At 71.2% G+C, this 22,050-nt stretch carries 22 protein-coding genes; 9 read left to right on the plus strand and 13 right to left on the minus strand.

What is annotated here, in order from left to right; genetic code table 11:
• Positions 1-60: 60 nt before the first annotated feature.
• Positions 61-534, plus strand: coding sequence for a type II toxin-antitoxin system PemK/MazF family toxin (locus B0675_RS04945; RefSeq protein ID WP_081221593.1), 474 nt, complete (start codon positions 61-63; stop codon positions 532-534).
• A gap of 153 nt (positions 535-687) precedes the next feature.
• Here B0675_RS04945 and B0675_RS04950 read toward each other — a convergent pair whose 3' ends face one another.
• From B0675_RS04950 to clpS, 7 genes are all read right to left on the minus strand, one after another.
• The gene (locus B0675_RS04950) at positions 688-1,638 is read right to left on the minus strand and encodes a cysteine synthase (protein WP_081217506.1); all 951 of its coding nucleotides are present in this window, start codon (positions 1,636-1,638) and stop codon (positions 688-690) included.
• Between the two features lie 17 nt (positions 1,639-1,655).
• On the minus strand, positions 1,656-1,934 hold the full coding sequence (locus B0675_RS04955) for a MoaD/ThiS family protein (RefSeq protein WP_081217507.1): 279 nt from the start codon (positions 1,932-1,934) through the stop codon (positions 1,656-1,658).
• Positions 1,935-2,046: 112 nt separating this feature from the next.
• Positions 2,047-2,148, minus strand: coding sequence for a putative leader peptide (locus tag B0675_RS42535; RefSeq protein ID WP_323178196.1), 102 nt, complete (start codon positions 2,146-2,148; stop codon positions 2,047-2,049).
• Between the two features lie 79 nt (positions 2,149-2,227).
• Entirely contained in the window at positions 2,228-2,650 is a 423-nt protein-coding gene (locus B0675_RS04960) for a M67 family metallopeptidase (protein WP_081217508.1), read from the minus strand.
• Between the two features lie 135 nt (positions 2,651-2,785).
• Positions 2,786-4,237, minus strand: a complete 1,452-nt coding sequence (locus tag B0675_RS04965) for an amino acid permease (protein ID WP_081217509.1) — start codon at positions 4,235-4,237, stop codon at positions 2,786-2,788.
• A 360-nt stretch (positions 4,238-4,597) separates the two neighbouring features.
• Positions 4,598-5,200 carry a DUF2017 domain-containing protein gene (locus tag B0675_RS04970; RefSeq protein WP_081217510.1) on the minus strand — a complete coding sequence of 201 codons (603 nt, stop codon included), beginning with the start codon at positions 5,198-5,200 and terminating at the stop codon, positions 4,598-4,600.
• Between the two features lie 81 nt (positions 5,201-5,281).
• A complete protein-coding gene (clpS, locus tag B0675_RS04975; protein ID WP_081217511.1) occupies positions 5,282-5,599 on the minus strand; it encodes an ATP-dependent Clp protease adapter ClpS in 318 nt (105 codons plus the stop codon).
• A gap of 121 nt (positions 5,600-5,720) precedes the next feature.
• Here clpS and B0675_RS04980 point away from each other — a divergent pair, with 121 nt between their 5' ends.
• Both B0675_RS04980 and B0675_RS04985 read left to right on the plus strand, forming a co-directional pair.
• The gene (locus B0675_RS04980; protein WP_081217512.1) at positions 5,721-7,049 is read left to right on the plus strand and encodes a nicotinate phosphoribosyltransferase; all 1,329 of its coding nucleotides are present in this window, start codon (positions 5,721-5,723) and stop codon (positions 7,047-7,049) included.
• Between the two features lie 242 nt (positions 7,050-7,291).
• A complete protein-coding gene (locus B0675_RS04985) occupies positions 7,292-7,876 on the plus strand; it encodes an isochorismatase family protein (RefSeq protein WP_081217513.1) in 585 nt (194 codons plus the stop codon).
• 172 nt (positions 7,877-8,048) lie between these two features.
• Here the strand turns inward: B0675_RS04985 and B0675_RS04990 are convergent, their stop codons facing one another.
• Together B0675_RS04990 and B0675_RS04995 are read right to left on the minus strand one after the other, a co-directional pair.
• Positions 8,049-8,384, minus strand: coding sequence for a hypothetical protein (locus tag B0675_RS04990; protein ID WP_081217514.1), 336 nt, complete (start codon positions 8,382-8,384; stop codon positions 8,049-8,051).
• Between the two features lie 121 nt (positions 8,385-8,505).
• Positions 8,506-10,860 (minus strand): immune inhibitor A domain-containing protein, encoded by a 2,355-nt coding sequence (locus tag B0675_RS04995; RefSeq protein WP_081217515.1) that lies wholly within the window; start codon positions 10,858-10,860, stop codon positions 8,506-8,508.
• A gap of 441 nt (positions 10,861-11,301) precedes the next feature.
• On the opposite strand from B0675_RS04995, the gene B0675_RS05000 reads away from it, so the two are divergent.
• Complete coding sequence (locus B0675_RS05000) at positions 11,302-11,586, plus strand: hypothetical protein (protein ID WP_081217516.1); 285 nt, start codon at positions 11,302-11,304, stop codon at positions 11,584-11,586.
• Between the two features lie 113 nt (positions 11,587-11,699).
• Here B0675_RS05000 and B0675_RS05005 read toward each other — a convergent pair whose 3' ends face one another.
• Positions 11,700-12,473 carry an RDD family protein gene (locus tag B0675_RS05005; protein WP_081217517.1) on the minus strand — a complete coding sequence of 258 codons (774 nt, stop codon included), beginning with the start codon at positions 12,471-12,473 and terminating at the stop codon, positions 11,700-11,702.
• A gap of 95 nt (positions 12,474-12,568) precedes the next feature.
• Positions 12,569-14,173: an RDD family protein gene (locus B0675_RS05010; RefSeq protein ID WP_081217518.1), complete on the minus strand. Its 1,605-nt coding sequence runs from the start codon at positions 14,171-14,173 to the stop codon at positions 12,569-12,571.
• A 280-nt stretch (positions 14,174-14,453) separates the two neighbouring features.
• Here B0675_RS05010 and B0675_RS05015 point away from each other — a divergent pair, with 280 nt between their 5' ends.
• Positions 14,454-14,966 (plus strand): SsgA family sporulation/cell division regulator, encoded by a 513-nt coding sequence (locus B0675_RS05015; protein WP_081221594.1) that lies wholly within the window; start codon positions 14,454-14,456, stop codon positions 14,964-14,966.
• A gap of 11 nt (positions 14,967-14,977) precedes the next feature.
• Here the strand turns inward: B0675_RS05015 and B0675_RS05020 are convergent, their stop codons facing one another.
• On the minus strand, positions 14,978-16,393 hold the full coding sequence (locus B0675_RS05020) for an FAD-linked oxidase C-terminal domain-containing protein (protein WP_081217519.1): 1,416 nt from the start codon (positions 16,391-16,393) through the stop codon (positions 14,978-14,980).
• 92 nt (positions 16,394-16,485) lie between these two features.
• On the opposite strand from B0675_RS05020, the gene B0675_RS05025 reads away from it, so the two are divergent.
• Complete coding sequence (locus B0675_RS05025) at positions 16,486-18,201, plus strand: BTAD domain-containing putative transcriptional regulator (protein WP_107482560.1); 1,716 nt, start codon at positions 16,486-16,488, stop codon at positions 18,199-18,201.
• 128 nt (positions 18,202-18,329) lie between these two features.
• Here B0675_RS05025 and hppD read toward each other — a convergent pair whose 3' ends face one another.
• Positions 18,330-19,475, minus strand: coding sequence for a 4-hydroxyphenylpyruvate dioxygenase (gene hppD, locus B0675_RS05030; protein ID WP_081217521.1), 1,146 nt, complete (start codon positions 19,473-19,475; stop codon positions 18,330-18,332).
• 122 nt (positions 19,476-19,597) lie between these two features.
• On the opposite strand from hppD, the gene B0675_RS05035 reads away from it, so the two are divergent.
• The 3 genes from B0675_RS05035 to B0675_RS05045 all read left to right on the plus strand — a co-directional run bounded on the left by B0675_RS05035 (position 19,598) and on the right by B0675_RS05045 (position 22,031).
• Entirely contained in the window at positions 19,598-20,068 is a 471-nt protein-coding gene (locus tag B0675_RS05035) for an Lrp/AsnC family transcriptional regulator (protein ID WP_179165248.1), read from the plus strand.
• Between the two features lie 24 nt (positions 20,069-20,092).
• Positions 20,093-20,740, plus strand: coding sequence for an ABC transporter permease (locus B0675_RS05040; RefSeq protein ID WP_081217523.1), 648 nt, complete (start codon positions 20,093-20,095; stop codon positions 20,738-20,740).
• Positions 20,741-20,819: 79 nt separating this feature from the next.
• Positions 20,820-22,031, plus strand: a complete 1,212-nt coding sequence (locus tag B0675_RS05045; RefSeq protein WP_241539896.1) for a betaine/proline/choline family ABC transporter ATP-binding protein — start codon at positions 20,820-20,822, stop codon at positions 22,029-22,031.
• Positions 22,032-22,050 lie beyond the last annotated feature (19 nt).

The following is a 22,050-nucleotide window of genomic DNA, read 5'->3' on the forward strand; positions in this document are numbered from 1 at the left end:
GGTCAACCGGGGTCCGTACCGGTCGGGCGTGGGCAGATGCGCGCCGGTACCTTCTTCGGTATGGACAGCTCCTGGTGGCTCGCGTCGGCCGCGGTGGTACTGCTCGCGCTGATCGCGGCGGTGGTGGACGGATGGGGGCGCCGCGGGCGCCGGCCGGCCGGGCGGCAGCGTCCCCCGGGCCGGCCCACGGGTCCGCGCCGGGGGGCGAGGCTCCGCGGCGGACCGCTGCCCAAGCCGGCGGAGATCTGGTGGGCGAACGTGCCCTACGAGGACGGGCCGGGGGCCAAGGACCGGCCGTGTCTGGTGCTGACGGTGCGCGGGAAGCGGGTGACCGTCGCGAAGATCACCAGCAAGCACCACGACGAGCGGCCCGGTGTGATCCCGCTGCCCCCGGGTGCTGTCGGGGACGCGCAGGGGCGCCCGAGCTATCTGGAGACGGACGAACTGCGCGAGGTGTCGCTGCGGGACTTCCGGCGCCGGGTGGGCGTGGTCGAGCCCGCGCTGTGGGACCAGGTGCGGAACCTGGCGGGCTGAGACCGCCGGGAGCCGGTCGGCAGCGGCGACCGGCCCTCCCTTGCGGGAAGAACGAGGCAGGTGGAGCGTGAAACGCCGGAGGGCGTGGAGACCAGGGTTCCGGTCTCCACGCCCTCCGGCGTTTCACGCTCTTCGACGGGCGCGCCGTCCGGGCTACGCCCAGAGCTGGCCCTGCAGGGTCGCGATCGCCTCTTCGGTCGTCGCCGCCGTGTAGACGCCCGTCGACAGGTACTTCCAGCCGCCGTCGGCGACCACGAAGACGATGTCGGCCGACTCGCCGGCCTTGACGGCCTTGGCGCCGACGCCGATCGCGGCGTGCAGCGCGGCGCCGGTGGAGACGCCCGCGAAGATGCCCTCCTGCTGGAGGAGTTCCCGGGTGCGGGTGACCGCGTCCGCCGAGCCGACGGAGAAGCGGGTGGTGAGGACGGACGCGTCGTACAGCTCGGGGACGAAGCCCTCGTCCAGGTTGCGCAGGCCGTAGACCAGGTCGTCGTAGCGGGGCTCCGCGGCGACGATCTTGACGTCCGGCTTGTTCTCGCGCAGGAAGCGGCCGACGCCCATGAGGGTGCCCGTGGTGCCGAGGCCCGCGACGAAGTGGGTGACGGACGGGAGGTCGGCGAGGATCTCCGGGCCGGTGGTGGCGTAGTGCGCGCCGGCGTTGTCCGGGTTGCCGTACTGGTAGAGCATCACCCAGTCCGGGTGTTCGCCCGCCAGTTCCTTGGCGACCCGTACGGCGGTGTTGGAACCGCCCGCGGCCGGGCTGGGGATGATCTCGGCGCCCCACATGCCGAGCAGCTCACGGCGTTCCTGCGAGGTGTTCTCGGGCATCACGCAGACCATGCGGTAGCCCTTGAGCTTGGCCGCCATGGCGAGCGAGATTCCGGTGTTGCCGCTGGTCGGCTCCAGGATCGTGCAGCCCGGCGTCAGGCGGCCGTCCTTCTCCGCCTGTTCGATCATGTGCAGGGCGGGCCGGTCCTTGACCGAACCCGTCGGGTTGCGGTCCTCCAGTTTCGCCCAGATCCGGACGTCCTCGGAGGGCGACAGCCGCGGCAGGCGCACCAGAGGGGTGTTGCCCACCGCGGCGAGCGGGGAGTCGTAGCGCATCGGGGACCAGCGGCCGATCAGGCCATGCCGCCGGCGACGGCCGGCAGGATGGTGACGCTGTCGCCGTCGGTCAGCTTGGTGTTGATGCCGTCGAGGAAGCGGACGTCCTCGTCGTTCAGGTAGACGTTGACGAAGCGGCGCAGTTCGTCGCCGTCCACGATCCGGGCCCGGATGCCCGCGTGACGGGTGTCGAGGTCGGCGAAGAGCTCGGCAAGGGTCGCCCCGCCGCCCTCGACGGCCTTCTCGCCGTTCGTGTAGGTGCGGAGGATGGTGGGGATGCGGACCTCGATGGCCATGTCTGCGGGCTCCTGTCGGAAGGAAAGTCAGGTCGGAAGACGCGCGGCGGCGCGGGCGGTGCGGGTGGTACGGGGCATGCGGTGCCGCGGCTCTCGGCCGTACGGCGGCGGGTCAGCGCGTACAGATGGCGCTCTGCAGCCTGCACAGGTCGACGTGCAGCCGCGCCACGAGCAGGGCGCCCGGCGTCTTGTCGCTCACGTCGTGGAAAACCATGGGCTCATCGTATCGATTCCCGGTACGGGTCCCGGAGTGTGATCTCGCATTCCGGACGATTTCTGACCGATGCGTGAGATCAGTACGCCTCCACGACCTTGACCTCCTCCTCCGTGACCTCGCCCTCCACGATCCGGTACGAGCGGAACTGGAAGGGGCCCGCGGCGTCGGTGTCGGCCGTGGAGACGAGCACGTAGTGGGCGCCGGGCTCGTTGGCGTAGGAGAGGTCGGTGCGGGAGGGGTAGGCCTCGGTCGCGGTGTGCGAGTGGTAGATGACGACGGGCTCCTCGTCGCGGTCGTCCATCTCGCGGTACAGCTTGAGCAGGTCGCCGGAGTCGAACTCGTAGAACGTGGGCGAGCGGGCCGCGTTGAGCATCGGGATGAACCGCTCGGGGCGGTCGGTTCCCGCCGGTCCCGCGACGACGCCGCACGCCTCGTCCGGGTGGTCCTGGCGCGCGTGCGCGACGATCTGGTCGAACAGGGCCTGGGTGATGGTCAGCATGCTGGCCAGGATAAGCAGAAGGGCCGCTCCGTACCGAGGGGTGGTACGGAGCGGCCCACATGGTGAACCGTCGGGTGGTCCGCGGAGCCGGCCCGGGCGGGCGCCTCCCGTCGGACCGGCGACGGTCTGCCCAGGTCAGCCGACCTTTTCGAGCTCCGGCTCACGGCGCTGCGTGATCTGCGGGTTGCGGGCCTTGAGGACCGCCCAGCCGATGGCGAGGGCGGCGGCCCAGACGGCCATCACGTAGAGGCAGACACGGGAGTCGGCGTCGTAGGCGATGAGTCCGGTGACGAAGAGGAGGAACGCGACCGCGACGTAGCTGCACTTGGCGCCGCCGGGGGCCGGGAAGGACGAGGCCGGCAGGCGGCCCGCGTCGACGGCGCGGCGGTAGAGGATGTGGCTGACGAGGATCATCAGCCAGGTCCAGATGCCGGCCGCGGTGGCCACCGAGGTGACGTAGCCGAAGGCCTTCTCGGGGACGACGTAGTTCAGGATCACGCCGATGCCCATGAAGAGCACGGAGATCGTGATGCCGAACGCCGGCGTCTTGGTGGACGACAGCTTGTTGAAGATCCGCGGGGCCTCGCCGCTGTCCGCCAGGGTGCGCAGCATGCGGCCCGTGGAGTACATGCCGGAGTTGCAGGAGGACAGCGCGGCGCTGAGGACGACGAAGTTGACGATGCCGGCGCCGGCCGGGATGCCGATCTTGGCGAAGGCCTCGACGAAGGGGCTGACGCCCGGTGCGAACTCCGTCCACTTCACGACGCAGAGGATGACCGTGAGGGCACCGACGTAGAAGAGGGCGATGCGCCAGGGCAGGGTGTTGATGGCCTTGGGGAGGGTCTTCTCGGGGTTCTCGGACTCGCCCGCCGTGACGCCGACGAGTTCGACGGCGAGGTAGGCGAACATGACGCCCTGGAGGGTCATCAGGGACGAGCCGATGCCCTTGGGGAAGAAGCCGTCGAACTGCCAGAGGTTGGCGACGGAGGCGGTGTCACCGGCGGAGCTGAAGCCGAAGGTGAGGACGCCGAGGCCGATCACGATCATGCCGATCAGCGCGGTGACCTTGACCATCGAGAACCAGAACTCGATCTCGCCGAAGAGCTTCACCGAGATGAGGTTCGCGACGAACAGGACGACCAGGAAGACCAGGGCCGTCACCCATTGCGGGACCGCAGGGAACCAGTAGTGGACGTAGATCGCGGCGGCGGTGAGCTCGGCCATGCCGGTCACCACCCACATGAGCCAGTAGGTCCAGCCGGTGAAGTAGCCGAAGAACGGGCCGAGGAACTCGCGGGAGTACTCCGCGAAGGAACCCGAGACCGGGCGGTAGAGCAGGAGTTCGCCGAGCGCCCGCATGATGAAGAAGATGATCACGCCCGCGAGGGCGTACATCATGATCAGGCTGGGGCCGGCCTTGGCGATGTTCGCCCCGGCTCCCAGGAAGAGGCCGACGCCGATGGCGCCGCCGATGGCGATCATCTGGACCTGACGGCTGCCGAGCCCGCGCTCGTACCCCTCTTCGGGGGCGTCGCCGCCCACGGCCTCACTGCCGTCGTACTGCTTGTCGACCTGCGATGAGGTCATGTGTGGTGCGCCTTTCTCCATGCCGGTCCGAGCCAGTCCCTTGGCTACGGATCGGTTTCCGATCCCCCCGGATACGTGGAGCTGTGCCTGGCCGGCGGTCCGCCGGCTCGGTGGCGCACCCGGCGGGACGTGGGTGGTGTCCCGTCGGGCGGTCGTGAAGATTTATCACGGCCGCAACGTCGGGAGAGGGAGGGCGCTGTTGCGCAGACCACAGGAAGAACCGGACAAAACGTCGAACCGCGCCCCATAGGGCGCGGTGGTGGTGACGCGATCGTTATCCGGATTTGAGCGTCCGTTGAGCGAACACCGGAGGTGTTATGTCCGGACAGGTCGGGGCATAGCGGCCGAGGGTGCGAAGGTTCAGGGCATCAGGGTTTCGACCAGGGTCTCCTGGAGACCGCCGAGCCAGAGGTACGCCATGACCATCGGCTTGCGCGGGTCCTCGTCCGGGAGCCGGTAGAGGAGGTCGGTGTCCTCCTCGTCGACGACGTCGAGCCGGGAGCCGATCGCGAGCCGCAGGTCGTTCAGCGCGCGCAGCCACTGCTCGGACTGGGCGGCGTCCAGCTTCAGGACCGCTCCCCCGTCGCCCGGGGTCAGACCGTCCAGCGAGCGGATGACGGCGAGGGCGTTCTCGCGCTTGCCCGCGCGCAGGTCGTTCTCGGTGAAGCGGCGGAACTCCGAGGAGTGGGCGCGCTGCTCCTCGGCCTGTTCGGCGGAGGCGGCCTCGACGCCGGGGCCGCTGTACGCGTCCGGGAAGAGGCGCCGGAGCACCGGGTCGGCGGGCGGTTCGCTCGGGCCCTCCGCGAACAGCTCGGCGAGCGGGTCGTCCGGGGCGTTCTCCGCCGGGCCGGGACCGATGAGCTCCAGGAGCTGGACGGCGAGGGAGCGGATGATGGAGATCTCGACCTCGTCGAGGGCGACGGCCGCGCCGCCGCCGGGGAGCGGTTCGAAGTGTCCAGGCATGGAGTGGGTTCGCTGCTTCCGGTCCTGCGGGCGGTCGGTGGACAGGGTCCGGCTGCTTCCGGTCCTGCTGGGGAGGTCCGGCTACTTCCGGTCCTGCTGGAGGGTGGCCCACAGACCGTAGCCGTGCATGGCCTGCACGTCGCGCTCCATCTCCTCGCGCGAGCCGCTGGAGACGACCGCCCGGCCCTTGTGGTGGACGTCCATCATCAGCTTGGTCGCCTTGTCCTTGGAGTAGCCGAAGTACGTCTGGAAGACATACGTCACGTAGCTCATGAGGTTGACCGGGTCGTTGTGGACGATCGTGACCCAGGGGACGTCCGGCTCGGGTACGGCGAAGACCTCCTCCGCCGACTCGGTCTTCTCGATCTCTAGAGGTGCGGGAGCCGTCACAGCGCCCATGCTGCCACCAGAGGGGGGCAGCCGCACAAACGGGGACCGGGAAAAAGGGCGCGACTCCCCCGGACGACCGGAGACACCCCGGAAATCGTCAAAGTGACGAGATGGGGGTACGATCCCTGCCATGAACACAGCGGACCTTGGGCTGCCGGTGGATGTTCCGTCGACGGCTCTCTTCACCGACCAGTACGAGCTGACGATGTTGCAGGCCGCCCTCGCGGCCGGGACCGCCGATCGGCGGTCCGTCTTCGAGGTCTTCACGCGGCGGCTGCCCGAGGGGCGGCGCTACGGGGTCGTCGCGGGCACCGGACGGGTCCTCGACGCCGTCGAGAACTTCCGGTTCGACGCGGACGTGCTCGCCTTCCTGGGCGAGCGGGGGATCGTGGACGAGCCGACCCTGGAGTGGCTCTCCTCGTACCGCTTCGGCGGGGACGTCTGGGGCTACCCCGAGGGCGAGGTCTACTTCCCCGGGTCGCCGATCCTGCGGGTCGAGGGCAGCTTCGCGGAGTGCGTGCTCCTGGAGACCGTGATCCTCTCGATCCTCAACCACGACTCCGCGATCGCCGCCGCCGCCTCCCGGATGGCCTCCGCCGCGGGGGACCGGCCGCTGATCGAGATGGGCGCCCGGCGCACCCACGAGCTGGCGGCGGTCGCCGCCTCGCGCGCCGCGTACGTCGGCGGCTTCGCCACCACGTCCGACCTGGCGGCCGGCTTCCGGTACGGCATCCCGACGGTCGGCACCTCGGCCCACGCCTTCACCCTGCTCCACGACACCGAGCGGGACGCCTTCCAGGCCCAGGTCGACTCGCTGGGCCGGGGCACCACCCTGCTGGTGGACACCTACGACGTCGCCGAGGCCGTCCGGACGGCCGTCGAGGTCGCCGGGACCGAGCTGGGCGCGGTCCGGATCGACTCCGGTGACCTGCTGCTCGTCGCCCACCGGGTGCGGGAGCAGCTGGACGAGCTGGGCGCGCGGGACACGAAGATCGTCGTCACCTCCGACCTGGACGAGTACGCGATCGCCTCGCTGGCCGCCGCGCCCGTGGACGCGTACGGCGTCGGCACCCAGCTGGTGACGGGGTCCGGCCACCCCACCTGCTCGATGGTCTACAAGCTGGTCGCCCGCGCCGAGTCGGCCGACCCGACGGCGCCGCTGGTGCCGGTGGCGAAGAAGTCCTCGGGCGGCAAGACCTCCATCGGCGGCCGCAAGTGGGCCGCGCGGCGGCTGGACGAGCACGCGGTCGCCGAGGCCGAGGTCATCGGCACCGGGCCGGTCCCCGCGGAGCTGGCCGACCAGCAGCTCCTGGTGGAACTGATCAAGGGCGGTCAGGTCCTGGCCCGCGAGTCCCTCGACGTCGTCCGGGACCGGCACGCCGCGGCCCGCACCCGGCTCCCCCTGTCGGCGGCCCAGCTCTCGCGGGGCGAACCGGTGCTGCCCACCGAGTACGTCTGAGGTGCCGGAGGCGGGTGGGGTGCGTGGGGCGCCGCGCATGAACCTCCGGTGAGCGGGAATGCAACGGCCAGCGGGCCCGGCCGGGCCCGCGGACGCCGCACAGTCCCCCGCCCGCCCGGGATGTCTGCCGGACAGCCCCTCCCGCACCGCCCTTCGAGTCTCTACGCTCGGAAGTTCAACGGCCCGGCCCGCACACCCAGTTCGCCGACGTTCGCCGACCCCATAGCCGAAGGACACCGCCCATGCGCCGCGCCTTGATCGTCGTAGACGTGCAGAACGACTTCTGCGAGGGAGGCAGTCTCGCGGTGGCCGGGGGCGCCGACGTGGCCGCCGCCGTCACGGAGCTGATCGGGCAGGCGCCCGCCGGCTACCGGCACGTGGTCGCCACCCGCGACGCGCACATCGCCCCCGGCGGCCACTTCGCCGACAACCCCGACTACGTGCACTCCTGGCCCGCGCACTGCGTGGCCGGCACGGAGGGCGTCGGCTTCCACCCGAACTTCGCTCCGGCGGTCGCCTCCGGCGCGATCGACGCCGTGTTCGACAAGGGCGCCTACGCGGCCGCGTACAGTGGCTTCGAAGGGGCCGACGAGAACGGGACCGGGCTGGCGGACTGGCTGCGGGCCCACGGGATCGGCGAGGTCGACGTGGTCGGCATCGCGACCGACCACTGTGTGCGGGCGACCGCCCTGGACGCGGCCCGCGAGGGGTTCCGCACGACCGTACTGCTCGATCTGACGGCCGGGGTCGCGAAGGAGACGACGGACCGCGCGCTGGAGGAGCTGCGCGCCGCCGGCGTGGAGCTCACGGGCAAGCCCGTGGTCTGAGCGGAGCGGATCCGGCCGGAAGGGCCCACGCCCGGCCCTCGGCCCGGCGCACGGAGCACGACAGCCCCGCCACATTCCGTCACATCCCACTGCTTTCCATGACGCTCCGTAACGCCTGTCACGGTCGCCGCCGCGATCACGGCTGCGTTCGCGACCGAGGTCACGGCTGCGTTCACGGCTGCGGTGCCGGGCGTCTGAGCAGCGCTCTGATCGGGTGCCACAGCTCCTGGGTCAGCTCGGGGACGGCGCTGTCGGGTGCCGTCCGCCATATCAGCCCGTCCGGATGGTGCAGGACGGCGGTGATCTCGTCGGGGGTCGGCGGAGCCGCGTTGCCCCGCAGGTAGACGGTGCGCAGGCCGAGGTTCCGCAGCCGCGTCAGGGCGCGGGCGCGGTTCTGCGCGACGACGAGGAACCGGACACAGCCGCTGCCGGAACCTGCCGGACTGGGCAGGTTCAGCGCCACCACGACGCTGCCGTTCGGCAACTTGCAGAAGCCTCCTGCGGCCATGCGGTCACACCCCCGTGCGATTCGGTGTCAATAAGCCAGGCACAGGACGCACCTAAACACGATCGGCGGCAACCCGCCAGGGGGTTGCCGCCGATACGCTTCTGACCTGCGGAAATGCTGACTACTTCACCGCGGGACCGACCTTGAGGGAGATCGTCGAGCCGTCCTTGGCCTCCTTGACGATCTCGATCTTGGTGTTGGTGTCAGTGACCTTGACGCCACCGGTGGGGTTCCGGTTGTCGTAGTAGTCACTGGTGTGGTCGTTGAAGACCGAGACACCCTTCGACGACGGGATCTTCGTCGCGACGTCCGCGTTGTGCAGCGTGATGCCGTCCGTGCGGAACGTGCTGAAGGGCGAGTCGTAGGCCTGCATGCGGTTGCGCATCAGGGTGCCGTTGTCCCACCACAGCGCCTTCGGGTGCGAGTCGATCGGGAGCGCGAGACCGACACCGGGGTGCTGGCTGGTGTTGTTGTCCGCCTGCGAGGTGTCCCACTTCCAGATCAACAGGCCGTTCTGGTACGGGTAGTGCTCCACCCAGTCCGGACGGGTCGTCGAGAAGCCGAAGTTGTACGGGCCGACCTTGAGGGTCTTGTCGTACGACACGTACTGGCGGTTCTCCGCGATGTAGTACTGCGCGTAGTCCTTGGTGAACGACGCGCCGATGCGGGAGAAGCCGGCCGCGGTCCACGCGGCGTCCGCCGACTCGGCGTTGTCCGAGAAGAGCGCCGAACCGTCCGCGGTCACGCTGATCTCGTCGGCCGCGAAGCCCTTCTGGGCCACGCCACCGTCGGTCTGGTAGCGGAAACGCACGTCGATCTTCTTGCCCGCGTAGGCGTCGAGCGGGTACGACAGCTTCGCGTAGGCGTCGATCGTGCCGGTGAGGGCGGGCTTGTCGCTGCCGTCACGCGGGATCGCGGCACCGTCCACGGTGCCGTCGAGAGCGGTCCAGTTGGCACCGCCGTCGGTCGAGACCTCGGTGTAGAGGTAGTCGTAGTTCGCCTCGATGTCGTACCAGCCGTCGAGGGTCAGCTTCGCCGACGACTTGCCCGTGAGGTCCACCGACCGGGTCAGCGTGTTCTTCAGGTTGTCGCCGCTGCCGCTCCACCACTGGGTCGCGCCCTGGGCCGGGTTGACGACCGTGGTCGTCACTTCCTTGTCCGGCAGGGTGACGAGGAGCGCCTGCTTGTTCCAGGTGTTGTACTCGGCGATGCCCAGCTTGTGGGTGGACTGCTTGCCGGCCTTGGCGGTGTCGTAGTTCAGCCAGCCGAGCTGCAGCTTGTCCCAGGCGTTGAAGTCGCCGGGCAGGTCACCGATGGAGTCCTTGCCGGTGCCGAGCCAGGAACCCGAGGACATCAGGGTCCAGAAGCCGGTGGAGTTGTCCCCGCCGGCCGTGTCGTAGTGGTCCGGCAGACCGAGGTCGTGGCCGTACTCGTGCGCGAAGACGCCGAGTCCGCCGTTCTCCGGCTGGATCGTGTAGTCGCCGACCCAGATGCCGGTGTCGCCGATCTGCGCGCCACCGAGCTTGTTGTCGCCGGGGCCCGTGGCGCCCGCGTCGGTGCCGAACGCGTACCAGCGGTGGGCCCAGATCGCGTTGGTGCCTTCGACGCCGCCACCGGCGGACTCGTCCTCACCGGCGTGCACGATCTGGAAGTGGTCGATGTAGCCGTCCGGCTCGTTGAAGTTGCCGTCGCCGTCGTAGTCGTACCGGTCCCACTGGTCGAACTGCTTCAGGTCCGCCTTGATGGCCGCGTCGGACTGCCCGGCCTTCTTCTGCTGGGCGACCCAGGCGGTGACGCCGTCGCTGACGACGTTCCACACGCTCGGGCAGTTGGTGGAGCCGCAGGCGTTGTTGCCGTACCGGGCCTCGTTGTACGGGACCTTGACCCAGTCGGCGACCTCGCCGTCCACCGAGTAGCGGCCCGAGGACTGCTGCTCGTAGAACTTCTTCATCGACTCGGTCTTCTTGCCGGTGCCGAAGTAGAGGTCCTGGAAGTGCTTCTGGTTGTAGTCCGCCTGCCAGGCCGTGCTGTTGTCCTTCTTGCGGTCCGGCTTGGCTATCTTGTTGTGCAGCGGGCCGGCGGAGCCGCCGTACTTCGGGTCGGTCTTGTCGCCGAACTCCACCAGGATCGTGAAGATCTTGTCGGTCTTCTCGCGGCCCAGCTCGACGTACTTGCTGGAGCCCTTCTTGCTCTTGAGCTGAACGACCTTCGAGCCGTTGCGGTCCTTGACCGAGGCGTCGCCGGATATGACCTGGTTCAGGGCCTCCTGGCGCTGTGCGTTCTGCGTCTTGCTCAGCGGGCCGTCCAGGTCGTGGTCGACCGTGTTCTTGGCCGGCTGCGGGTCGTGGCGGTCCACGACCGGTGACTTGGCGGCCGAGTCGGCCTCCGCCACGGCAAACGTCGAGAACGTGGCGGTGGCCGCTGCGAGGGCGACGCCCACCGCTGCTGCTCTGAACGTCCATGGTCTGTTGGTCACTTGATGTCCTCCCCCGCGCCCGTTCACGCGGAGGGGGTTCCGGGTCATGGAGGTCCGCGCGCGCAACGCGATTCAAGTGACGACATTTGACCGGAGTTACCAAAGAAAAAACAGATCTTGACTTGAACCTGGCAAGTGCATTATGCGGAGCGGTCGTTCGCTATCCGGACGCGCTCACGGACCCCCAACCGGCGCGCCGAGATGTCCACTTGGTGGACGTGATGACTCCGTGCGCCCCCTGTGCTCCGGCACCGTGGGTAAGGTCACGCTTACCGGTCGTTCCTGTCGGGCATGCAGGCGATTAGAGTCGATTGGCGGAGCGTCGGGAAGTCGGCGGAAAGCCAAGTCGACACCGTTGTCCCACCCCCGATTCCTGTCCGCACCCTCCCCCGTCGCGAGAGGCACCCGGGGGGAGGCACTCCATCCGAGGACACGATTGCCATGCCTCGTCCGACCGCCGCACAGCTTGCCTACGGTTCCTGCACCGTGATCTTCTCCACTCTCGCCATGCTGCTGCTGTCACAGACGAGTTCGAGTCTGGGGATCGTGCTGATCACCCTCTCGGCGCTCGCTCTCGGACTGCTCGTGGCCATGACGGTCCCGCTCCCCAAGCAGGCACCGTCCGCCGCCGCCCCCGTTGTCCGCGAACAGGTGCCGGCGCAGCGGGAGACCGCGTCCGTCTCCGCGGCCCCCGGCCGCCGCGTACGCGAACACGCGGAGCGCTGACGCCGCGCGCGGACGCCCCGGAGGCGTCGATCCTCGATCACGAACGGCGGGCCCGTACTGCACGGGCCCGCCGTTCGTGATCGAGGAACCTGACCGCCGCCGCGGTCACGTGGTCAGCCGGTGCGGACCACCACCGTCTTGGCCGCCTTGTCGTGCAGGCCCTGCTTGTAGGGCTTGTCGAAGAAGCTCCAGCCGCCCGCGATCGCCGTCCAGATGCACGCGCAGCAGAACGCGAACGGCAGCCACAGGACCAGCGCGCGGACCAGCGAGGTCTGCACGGAGGGCGTCGAGCCGTTGTCGAGGTTGGCGACCCGGTGGTTGAACAGCTTCTTGCCGACGGTCTGCCCCGTCCGGCTGATCATCACCGTGTCGTAGGCGACGTAGAGCACGGCGGCCACCAGGGACTGGCCGAAGGACTTGCCGTACTCGATCTTGTCCGAGTCGACGTTGTACTCGGTGACGCCGAACGCCCAGGACAGCAGCCACACCACGATGCCGACGAGGATCATGTCGAGGATCCGCGCGAGCACGCGCTTGCCGCTCTCCGCGAGGGGCGGCATCCCGGCGAGCGGATCGCCGCCGTAGGGTCCGCCACCGCCGTAGGGGTCCCCGCCCTGGCCGTACGGGGGCTGCTGACCGCCGTAGGGTCCGCCGCCGGGGGGCTGCTGACCGCCGTAAGGGGGCTGTTGGCCGCCGTAGGGCGGTGGCTGACCGCCGGGGGGAGGCTGGCCGCCGGGCGGGGGCTGCTGGGCCCCGTAGGGCGGCGGCTGGCCGTCGGCCGGCGGCGGGTCGTACGGGGAACCCCCGCCCTGCGCGGGCGGGGGCTGCTTCGTGAACGGGTCGTCGTCCGGCTGGCCAGGACCCGGGGGCGGCGGTTCGCTGCTCATGGCCCGAGTCGACCGCGAACCCCGGGCCTCCGCATCCGGCGAGGGGCCGTCCGGGGGACGGATTCCGGGATTCCCGGGGTGCCGTCCCCTGCGGGTCAGTGCTGGGCCACGAAGGTGTGGGCCGCCTTGTCGTGCCAGCACTGGCGCCAGGGCCGGTCGAACAGACCCCACAGGACGCCGACGACACCGACGACCAGGAGGCCCGGGACGCTGAAGACCAGCCAGCGGCCGAGGGCCCGCCCGAACGTCGGCGGTTCGTGGGCCTCGATGTCGCGCACCTCGACACCGCACAGCTTCTTGCCCAGGGTGCGGCCCCACTTGGCGGTGGGCAGGGCGTCGTAGAGGACGCCGAAGACGAGGAGCACGGCGAGGATGCCGCCGAAGCAGACGGAGGTCGTGCCGTCGAGGAGCCAGACGGTGACCTTCTCACCGGACAGCTTGGCCGCGTCGATCTTCTCGTCGATGTGGTCCATCGCCCGGGTCCCGAGCGGCACGGCGGCCACGCCGGTGACCGCCGCGAGGACGACGGTGTCGAGCAGGCGGGCGGCCAGCCGCCTGCCGATTCCCGCCGGACGGGCCGCCGACTGCCGGCGCGCGGCCGCCTGGAACACGTCCTCCACGGGAGGCTTCCACGGGGTGACCGGCGCCCCCTCCTCGGCCGGTTCCCCCGCGAGCCGGTGCACCTGCTGGGCCCAGGACGGCTGCCCGCCACCGGACCCGGGGGCCATCGGCGTGGCCGGGCCCGGCTGTTGGGGCACGACGGGAGAGGCGGGCGCCGCGGGGGCGGGCGCGGCCGTGGGGGCGGGCGCCGGGGCAGGAGCCTGGGCGGACGCCTGAGCCGCGGCCGCCTGTGCCGCCTGTCCGGCCCCGAATCCGGCACCGGCCGAAGGGCCGGAGGCGGCGGGCGCCGCCTCCGGCGTACGGCCCGTGCCAGCGCCCGGCGCCGTGCCCTGCCGGTCGGTGCGCGGGGAGAGCGCGCGGATGGCCATCGTCCCCTCGGACGTGACGGGGCTCCGGTCAGCGGCGGGACGTCCGGCCGCGGGCAGCGCCCGGCCGTCGGCCGTGCCCGGACCCGCCTGCCCCGCGGCGCTCGTGCCGCCGGTACCGCGCGCGGCGCCCTGCCCCTCGGAGTCGGCGGGCCGCACCGGCTCGGTCGGGCGGCGGAAGACCACCGGGCCGCCGGCCGCGGGCGACGGTGCGCCGCCCGCGGGCCCGGCGGGCGGGATCGTCGCCGTGCCGTCCGCGTGGACGGGCACGCCGTCGGGCCGGGACGCCGTGTCGGCGGGCCCCGCCGAGCGCGGCACCCGCGGGTCGGGTCCCTGCGGAGCGCCCCACGACACCCTGCGGTCCTGGTCGCCGCCGAAGCCGGTCTGCCGGGAGCGGTCGGCGCCCCACGCGGCGGCGGGCTCGGGCCGGCTGCCGTGCTGGGCCTCTGCGGGCGTGGCGGTGCGGGGCTCGGGGTCCTCGTCGAAGAAGTGCGGGCCGGTCTCCTCCGCCGGGGTCGGGGCGGGCCCCGGGACCTGGCCGGGACGCACTCCCGCCGGAGCGACGAGCGGTTCGCCGGCGGACGGCGCCGGGCGGCTGGTGCCCGGCACCCAGGCGGCGCCGTTCCAGTACCGGACATATCCAGGAATGGACGGGTCCGGGTAGTACCCCTCGCGGGGCCTGTCGTCGCCGGGTGCCGGAGTTGGGGCGCTCATGGCCGTCGTCCCGTATCTGCTCGGGGGTCGTGTTGGGGGTCCACATCTACCAGAACGGCGGGCGTGTCACGGCCTGTCCCGCCGTACCCACCCCTTTCGGGCAAGGATCCGCCACCTCGTGGCAGCGAAGTCACGAAGCTGTCCGGCAGGTGCCCGGGAACGAGGGGGACGGGCCCGGAAAAAACTTCTCCCGACCCGCGTAATGGTCCGGCCCGGACGCGCTCTCCACTCGTACGGGCCCGCCCAGGGGCCCGTGCACGACGAAGGGAAGGGCATCGACATGCACACCGTGGTGGAACGCGAGCTGGAGCTCAAGCTCGTCCTGTCGCCCGAGCGCAGCATCCCTGTGCCGGCCCGGCTGACGTACCGCACCGACGACCCGTACGCCGTCCACATCACCTTCCACATCGGCTCGGACCATCCCGTCGAGTGGACGTTCGCCCGTGAGCTGCTCGTCGAGGGCGTGTTCCGGCCGTGCGGGCACGGCGACGTGCGGGTGTGGCCGACGAAGGTGGGCGGCCGGTCCGTCGTCCTGATGGCGTTGAGCTCACCGGACGGCGACGCGCTGCTCGAAGCGCCCGCCGCGCAGGTGTCCGCCTGGCTGGAGCGCACCCTGAGGGCGGTCCCCCCGGGTTCCGAGGCCGAGCAGCTCGGTATCGACGCCGGCCTCGCCGAGCTGCTCGCGCCCTCACCGAGGCTGTCGGCCACGCTGGAGCAGGGTGCGGCCGCGGCGGCCGACGACCTGTGGCTGCGCGACCCGTGGCCGTCGGACGAGTCCGTGGACGGTGAGTAGCCCTTGGGGTCTCAGAAGAGCTTGCCCGGGTTGAGGATGCCGAGCGGGTCGAACGCGGCCTTGATCGCCCGCTGCATCTCGACGCCCACCGGGCCGATCTCGCGGGCGAGCCACTCCTTCTTGAGGACGCCCACGCCGTGCTCGCCGGTGATCGTGCCGCCGAGTTCGAGGCCGAGGGCCATGATCTCGTCGAAGGACTCGCGGGCCCGCCGGGACTCGTCGGGGTCGGCGGCGTCGAAGCAGACGGTGGGGTGGGTGTTGCCGTCGCCCGCGTGCGCGCAGACGCCGATGGTCAGGGCGTACTTCTCGGCGACGCGCTCGATGCCGTCCAGCATGTCGCCGAGCCGGGAGCGCGGCACGCACACGTCGTCGATCATCGTGGTGCCCTTGACGGCTTCGAGCGCCGTGAGCGACAACCGCCGCGCCTGGAGCAGCAGTTCGGACTCGGCGGCGTCCTCCGCGGGGACCACCTGGGTGGCGCCCGCGGCCTCGCAGAGCGCGCCCACGACGGCGAGGTCGGCCGCCGGGTCGTGCGTGTCGAACGCGGCGAGCAGGAGCGCCTCGGTGGTCTCGGGGAGGCCCATGTGGGCGAGGTCGTTGACCGCCTTGACGGTCGTACGGTCCATCAGTTCGAGGAGGGAGGGCACATGGCCGCCCTCCATGATCCGGCAGACGGCGTCGCAGGCGGCCCGGGCCGATCCGAACTCGGCGGCCAGGACGAGCTGTTGCGGCGGCTGCGGCCTGAGGGCCAGCGTCGCGCGGACGACGATGCCGAGCGAGCCCTCGGAACCCACGAAGAGGCGGGTGAGGTCGTAGCCGGCGACGCCCTTGGCGGTGCGGCGCCCGGTGGACATCAGCCGGCCGTCCGCGAGGACGACGTCGAGACCGAGGACGTACTCGGCGGTCACCCCGTACTTCACGCAGCACAGGCCGCCGGAGGCGGTGCCGATGTTGCCGCCGATGGTGCACATCTCCCAGCTGGAGGGGTCCGGCGGGTAGTACAGGCCGTGTTCGTTGACGGCGCGGGAGAGCGCGGCGTTGACCACGCCCGGTTCGACGACGGCGACGCGGTCGACCGGGCTGATCTCCAGGATGCGGTCCATCTTCACGAGGGACAGCACGACACAGCCGTCGGAGGCGTTCGCCGCGCCCGACAGGCCGGTGCGGGCGCCCTGCGGGACGACCGGGACGCGCAGGGCGCTCGCGACGCGCATGACGTGCTGGACCTGTTCGACGGTGCGCGGCAGGACGACCGCGGAGGGGACGCCCGCCTCGCAGAAGCTCGCCATGTCGTTCGCGTACGCGGCCGTGACGTCCGGGTCGGTGAGAACGGCCTCGGCCGGCAGGCCGCCCAGCAGGCGTTCGACGAGGCCGCCGGTCACTGCCGTGTCCTCATCGCGCGGGGCTTCGATACGGCTCATGATCACAGGGTCGCACCCGGGGCCATCGGTGTGAACCCCATCCGCGCGGGGCTTGGCAAGCCGGGGTGTGGTCTTCGTACTGACGCACAGTGAGCGGCATGGACATCGAAGAGCGACAGCCGGTGCCCGCAGGGCCGGGACCGGGGCAGCCCGTGGGTCCGCGATCCGGGGACGCCGCGGGTCCGGGATCCGTGGAGCCGGACGGGCCGGCGGAGACGGGGGGCCCGGGTGCGGGCCGCTCGCCGCTCGCCCGGCGCGTGCTGATCGGTGCGGCCGTCGGCTGTGTCGTGCTCGGCGGTGTGCTGGTGCTGCTGCCCGCCACGGGCCCGGGCGGCGCGCCGCCGCCCTCCCCCGGTCCGGTGGCGCGGGCGATGACCGCGGTGGGGGCCGGCGCGCCCGCCGCGCTGCCGGATCTGGCGGCGCTCATCGGTGACCGCGAGACGCATCTGCGGGCCCATCCGCGCGACGACCAGTCGTGGGCGGTGCTCGGGGCCGCCTACGCGGAGCAGGCCCGCCGGACGGCGACGGCCGCCTACTACCCGAAGGCCGAGAAGGCGCTGCGCACCTCGCTGGACGTGCGGCCGAAGGACAACACGGCGGCGCTGGACGGGCTCGCCGGGCTCGCGGTGGCGCGCGGTGACTTCCGGAGCGCGAAGCAGTGGGGGGAGGCGTCGGTGAAGCTGGCGCCGAAGCGGTGGACGGCGTATCCCGCGCTCGTCGAGGCCTACACCGGGCTCGGCGACCCCAAGGCGACGCGCAGGGCGCTCGACAGGCTGCTGGCGCTGCGGTCCGGTCCGGTGACGCAGGCCGTCGCGGCGCGGGCCTACTGGGACCGCGGCTGGCGGGAGGACGCGGGGGCGGCGATCGCGGACGCGACCGCCGGTGCGACGACGCCCTCCCAGCAGGCGGCCTTCCTCCAGCAGGGCGGACAGCTGGCGTGGGAGCGCGGTGACGTCCAGGAGTCGCTGGACCACTACCGGGCGGCGGTGAACACCGACCCCGACGAACACGGGGCGCTCGCCGGCCAGGGGCGCGCGCTGGCGGCGCTCGGGCGGACCTCGGAGGCGCTGCGCGCTTATCAGACGGCGCTCGCCAAGCGGCCCGCGCCGCGCTATGCGCTGGAGCTGGGCGAGCTGTACGAGAAGCTCGGGCTTCCCGGGGCGGCGCGCGTGCAGTACGACCTGGTGCGGGAGCTGGTGCGGCGTGACGCGGCGGGCGGGGTGGACGACGAGCTGGTCCTCGGGTTCCTGGAGGCGGACCACGGTGATCCGCAGGAGGCGGTGCGGCGGCTGCGGGCCGAGTGGGACCGGCAGCCGGGGATCGCGGTCGCGGACGCGCTCGGCTGGGCGCTGCACCGGGCCGGGGACGACGCGCAGGCGCTGACCTTCGCCACCCGGACCATGGACAAGGAGCACGGCGGCGAGGTGCGCAGCGCGCTGTACGCGTACCACCGGGGGGAGATCGAGCGCGGTCTGGGGAAGGCGGGTCCGGCCCGCCGGCATCTCGCGGAGGCGCTGCGGATCAACCCGTCCTTCTCACCGCTCCTGGTGCCCGCGGCGCAGCAGGCGCTGGCCGCGCTGGGCGAACCGCCGGCCGGGGGCCTGCCGGAGCCGTCGGACCACGAAGCGGATTCCGGGGAGTCCGGTGAGTCCGGTGAGTCCGGTGAGTCCGGTGAGAGTACGGGGGCGGCCGGTGCGCCGGGAACGGCGGCTCCGCAGCCCGCGCCGCGTCCGTCGTCGTCGGGTCCCGCCGTCGCGCCGGCCGCTCCGCGGTCACCCTCGGCTCCCGCGCCGGGCCCGTCGACCGCACGCTGACCACCCCGGTCGGCGGGGCGTGATCGGCGCCGGACACGCCTCGGGTCCGGTGGATGCCGCGCCTCCACCGGACCCGAGGGGGTCGACGTGTCCGGGGGGCCACCCGCAGGCGGCCCGCCCTCGGCAGGTCAGAGGTTGCCGCGCTTCTCCTGCTCGCGCTCGATCGCCTCGAAGAGGGCCTTGAAGTTGCCCTTGCCGAAGCCCATCGAGCCGTGCCGCTCGATCATCTCGAAGAAGACGGTCGGACGGTCCTGGACCGGCTTGGTGAAGATCTGCAGCAGATAGCCGTCCTCGTCGCGGTCGACGAGGATCTTCAGCTCGCGCAGGATGTCGACGGGGACGCGGGTGTCGCCGGCCCACTCGCCGAGGGTGTCGTAGTACGAGTCGGGGGTGTCGAGGAACTGGACCCCGGCCGCGCGCATGGTGCGGACGCTCTCGACGATGTCGTTCGTGTTCAGCGCGATGTGCTGGACGCCCGCGCCGCCGTAGAACTCCAGGTACTCGTCGATCTGCGACTTCTTCTTGGCGACGGCGGGCTCGTTGATCGGGAACTTGACCTTGAGCGTGCCGTCGGCGACGACCTTCGACATGAGGGCGCTGTACTCGGTCGCGATGTCGTCGCCCACGAACTCCTTCATGTTCGTGAAGCCCATGACCTTGTTGTAGAACCCGACCCACTCGTTCATCCGGCCGAGTTCGACGTTGCCGACGCAGTGGTCGACGGCCTGGAAGGTGCGCTTGGCGGGCGGCTCGACGATCGGGTCGGCGGCCGCGTAGCCCGGCAGGTAGGGGCCTTCGTAGCCGGTGCGCTCGACGAGGGTGTGGCGGGTCTGGCCGTACGTGGCGATCGCGGCGAGGACGACCGTGCCGTGCTCGTCCTTGACCTCGTGGGGCTCCACGATGCCGCGGGCGCCGTGCTCGACGGCGTACGCGAACGCGGCGCGCGCGTCCGGGACCTCGATCGCGAGGTCGACGACGCCGTCGCCGTGCTCCGCCACGTGCTCGGTGAGGAACGTGCCCCAGGGTGTCGTGGGGCGGATCACCGAGGTGAAGACGAAGCGCGCCGAGCCGTTCTCGAGGACGTACGACGCCGTCTCGCGGCTGCCGTTCTCCGGTCCGGAGTAGGCGACGAGCCGCATGCCGAAGGCCGTGGAGTAGTAGTGCGCGGCCTGCTTGGCGTTGCCGACGGCGAAGACGACCGCGTCCATCCCCTTCACCGGGAAGGGGTCGGCCTGCCGGGCGGTGTCGGGGGTGTGGTGTGTGGTCTGCGTCATGGCCGCAGACTCCCGCCGTTCCGCAAGGTGCGCAATAGTTCGCGTATCAGCTGAGCAATCTGTACAGCGGATGGACCGCACCGGCGGGCTTTCTGTACACGATGACCATCCCGGAGGCACGTGTGGCGATCGATCATCTGGACGGGCGACTGCTCGTCCTGCTCGCGCGGGAGCCGCGCATCGGTGTCCTGGAGATGTCCAGGCGGCTCGGGGTGGCGCGGGGCACCGTGCAGGCCCGGATGGACCGCCTTCAGTCGAATGGAGTCATCCGGGGCTTCGGTCCCCAGGTCGACCCGACCGCGCTCGGCTACCCGGTCACCGCGTTCGCCACCCTGCAGATCCGGCAGGGTCAAGGGGCCGACGTACGGGCCCACTTGGCGACCGTGCCCGAGGTCCTGGAGCTGCACACCACCACCGGCAGCGGGGACATGCTGTGCCGCCTGGTGGCCCGCTCGAACGCCGATCTCCAGCGGGTGATCGACCGGGTTGTCGGATTTGATGGCATCGTCCGGGCGTCCACGGCGATCGTCATGGAGAACCCGGTCCCGCTGCGGATCATCCCGCTGGTGGAACAGGCAGCGACCGAGCACTGAACCGAGCGACCGAGGTGACGTGGCGTGAACTTCTGGGAGTACCTGAGCAGCCGCCATGAGCAGCTGCTCACGGACGCCTACCAGCACGCCAGCGCGGTTTTCCAGTGCATGGTCGTGGCGACCCTCATCGGGGTGGTGATCGGTGTCCTCACCTATCGCAGCGACTGGGCGGGCAACCTCGCCACCACGACGACCTCGGCGATCCTGACCATCCCCTCGCTCGCCATGATCGGTCTGCTGATCCCGATCGTGGGCCTGGGCGTCCCGCCCACGGTCATCGCCCTGACGCTCTACGGACTGCTGCCGATCGTGCGCAACGCGATCGTCGGTCTGCGCGGCGTCGATCCCTCGCTGGTCGACGCGGCCACCGGGATCGGCATGTCACGGGTGGCCCGGCTGGTGCGCGTGGAACTGCCGCTGGCCTGGCCGCCCATCCTCACCGGCATCCGGGTCTCCACCCAGATGCTGATGGGCATCGCGGCGATCGCGGCCTACGCCTCCGGTCCCGGACTCGGCAACGAGATCTTCCGCGGCATCAGCTCGCTGGGCAGCAAGAACGCTCTCAACCAGGTGCTCGCCGGCACGGTCGGGATCATCATCCTCGCGCTGCTGTTCGACGCCGCGTACGTCCTGATCGGCCGGCTGACCATCCCGAGGGGGATCCGTGCCTAAGACCGCCGACACCACCGGGCGCACCGAGCGGCCCGACACCGCCGATGCCGCCACCGCCTCGTCGACCACGGGCGCCACGATCGAGCTGGAGAACCTCACCAAGCGCTACCCCGGCAGCCGCGACGCGGCCGTGGACAGCGTCAACATGGAGATCAAGGCGGGCGAACTCGTCGTGTTCGTCGGCCCGTCCGGCTGCGGCAAGTCGACCACCCTGAAGATGATCAACCGGCTGATCGAGCCGAGCAGCGGCCGGATCCGGATCGGCGGCGAGGACGTCACCGACATGGACCCGGTGAAGCTGCGCCGCAAGGTCGGGTACGCGATCCAGTCGTCCGGACTGTTCCCGCACATGACGGTCGCCCAGAACATCGCGCTCGTCCCGAAGATGGTCGGCTGGCCGAAGGCGCGGATCAAGGCGCGGGTCGAGGAGATGCTGGACCTGGTGGGCCTGGACCCCTCCGAGTTCCAGGGCCGCTATCCGCGCCAGCTCTCCGGAGGCCAGCAGCAGCGCGTCGGGGTGGCGCGGGCGCTCGCCGCGGACCCGCCGGTGCTCCTCATGGACGAGCCGTTCGGCGCGGTGGACCCGATCACCCGCGACCACCTCCAGGACGAGCTGATCCGGCTCCAGCACGAGCTGCACAAGACGATCGTCTTCGTGACGCACGACTTCGACGAGGCCATCAAGCTCGGCGACCGGATCGCGGTCCTGCGCGAGCACTCGCACATCGCGCAGTTCGACACCCCGGAGGCGATCCTCACCAACCCGGCCGACGACTTCGTCTCGGGTTTCGTGGGCGCGGGCGCCGCCCTGAAGCGGCTGAACCTGAGCCGCGTCCGGGACGTCGAGATCACCGACTACCCGACGGTCACCGTCGACGACCCGCTCCAGGACATCTTCGGCAAGCTCCGCTCCAGCGGCACGAACGAGATCCTGCTGCTCGACAAGCGGGGCCGCCCCTACAAGTGGCTGCGGCGCGGGGACCTGATGCGCGCCAAGGGGTCGCTGGCGCGGGCGGGCACCCTGGTGCACGACACGGTGACCCGGGACGCCACCCTGCGGGACGCCCTGGAGGCGGTCCTCACGGACAACTCGGGCCGGGTGCCGGTCACCGGGCGGCGCGGCGAGTACACCGGGGTGGTCGACATGGAGACGCTGATGAACTCCGTGCACGAACTCCTGGAGGCCGACCGGCTGGAGGCCATGGAGCACCAGCACGAGCTGGAGGAGGCACGCGCCCAGCAGACCCAGTTCGAGCAGGAGGGCGTCGACGGCGGGGAGGCGAAGGCGTGAACACTCCCCCGACGGAACA

The organism is Streptomyces sp. M41(2017), from assembly GCF_002078175.1.
Classification (GTDB): Bacteria; Actinomycetota; Actinomycetes; order Streptomycetales; family Streptomycetaceae; genus Streptomyces.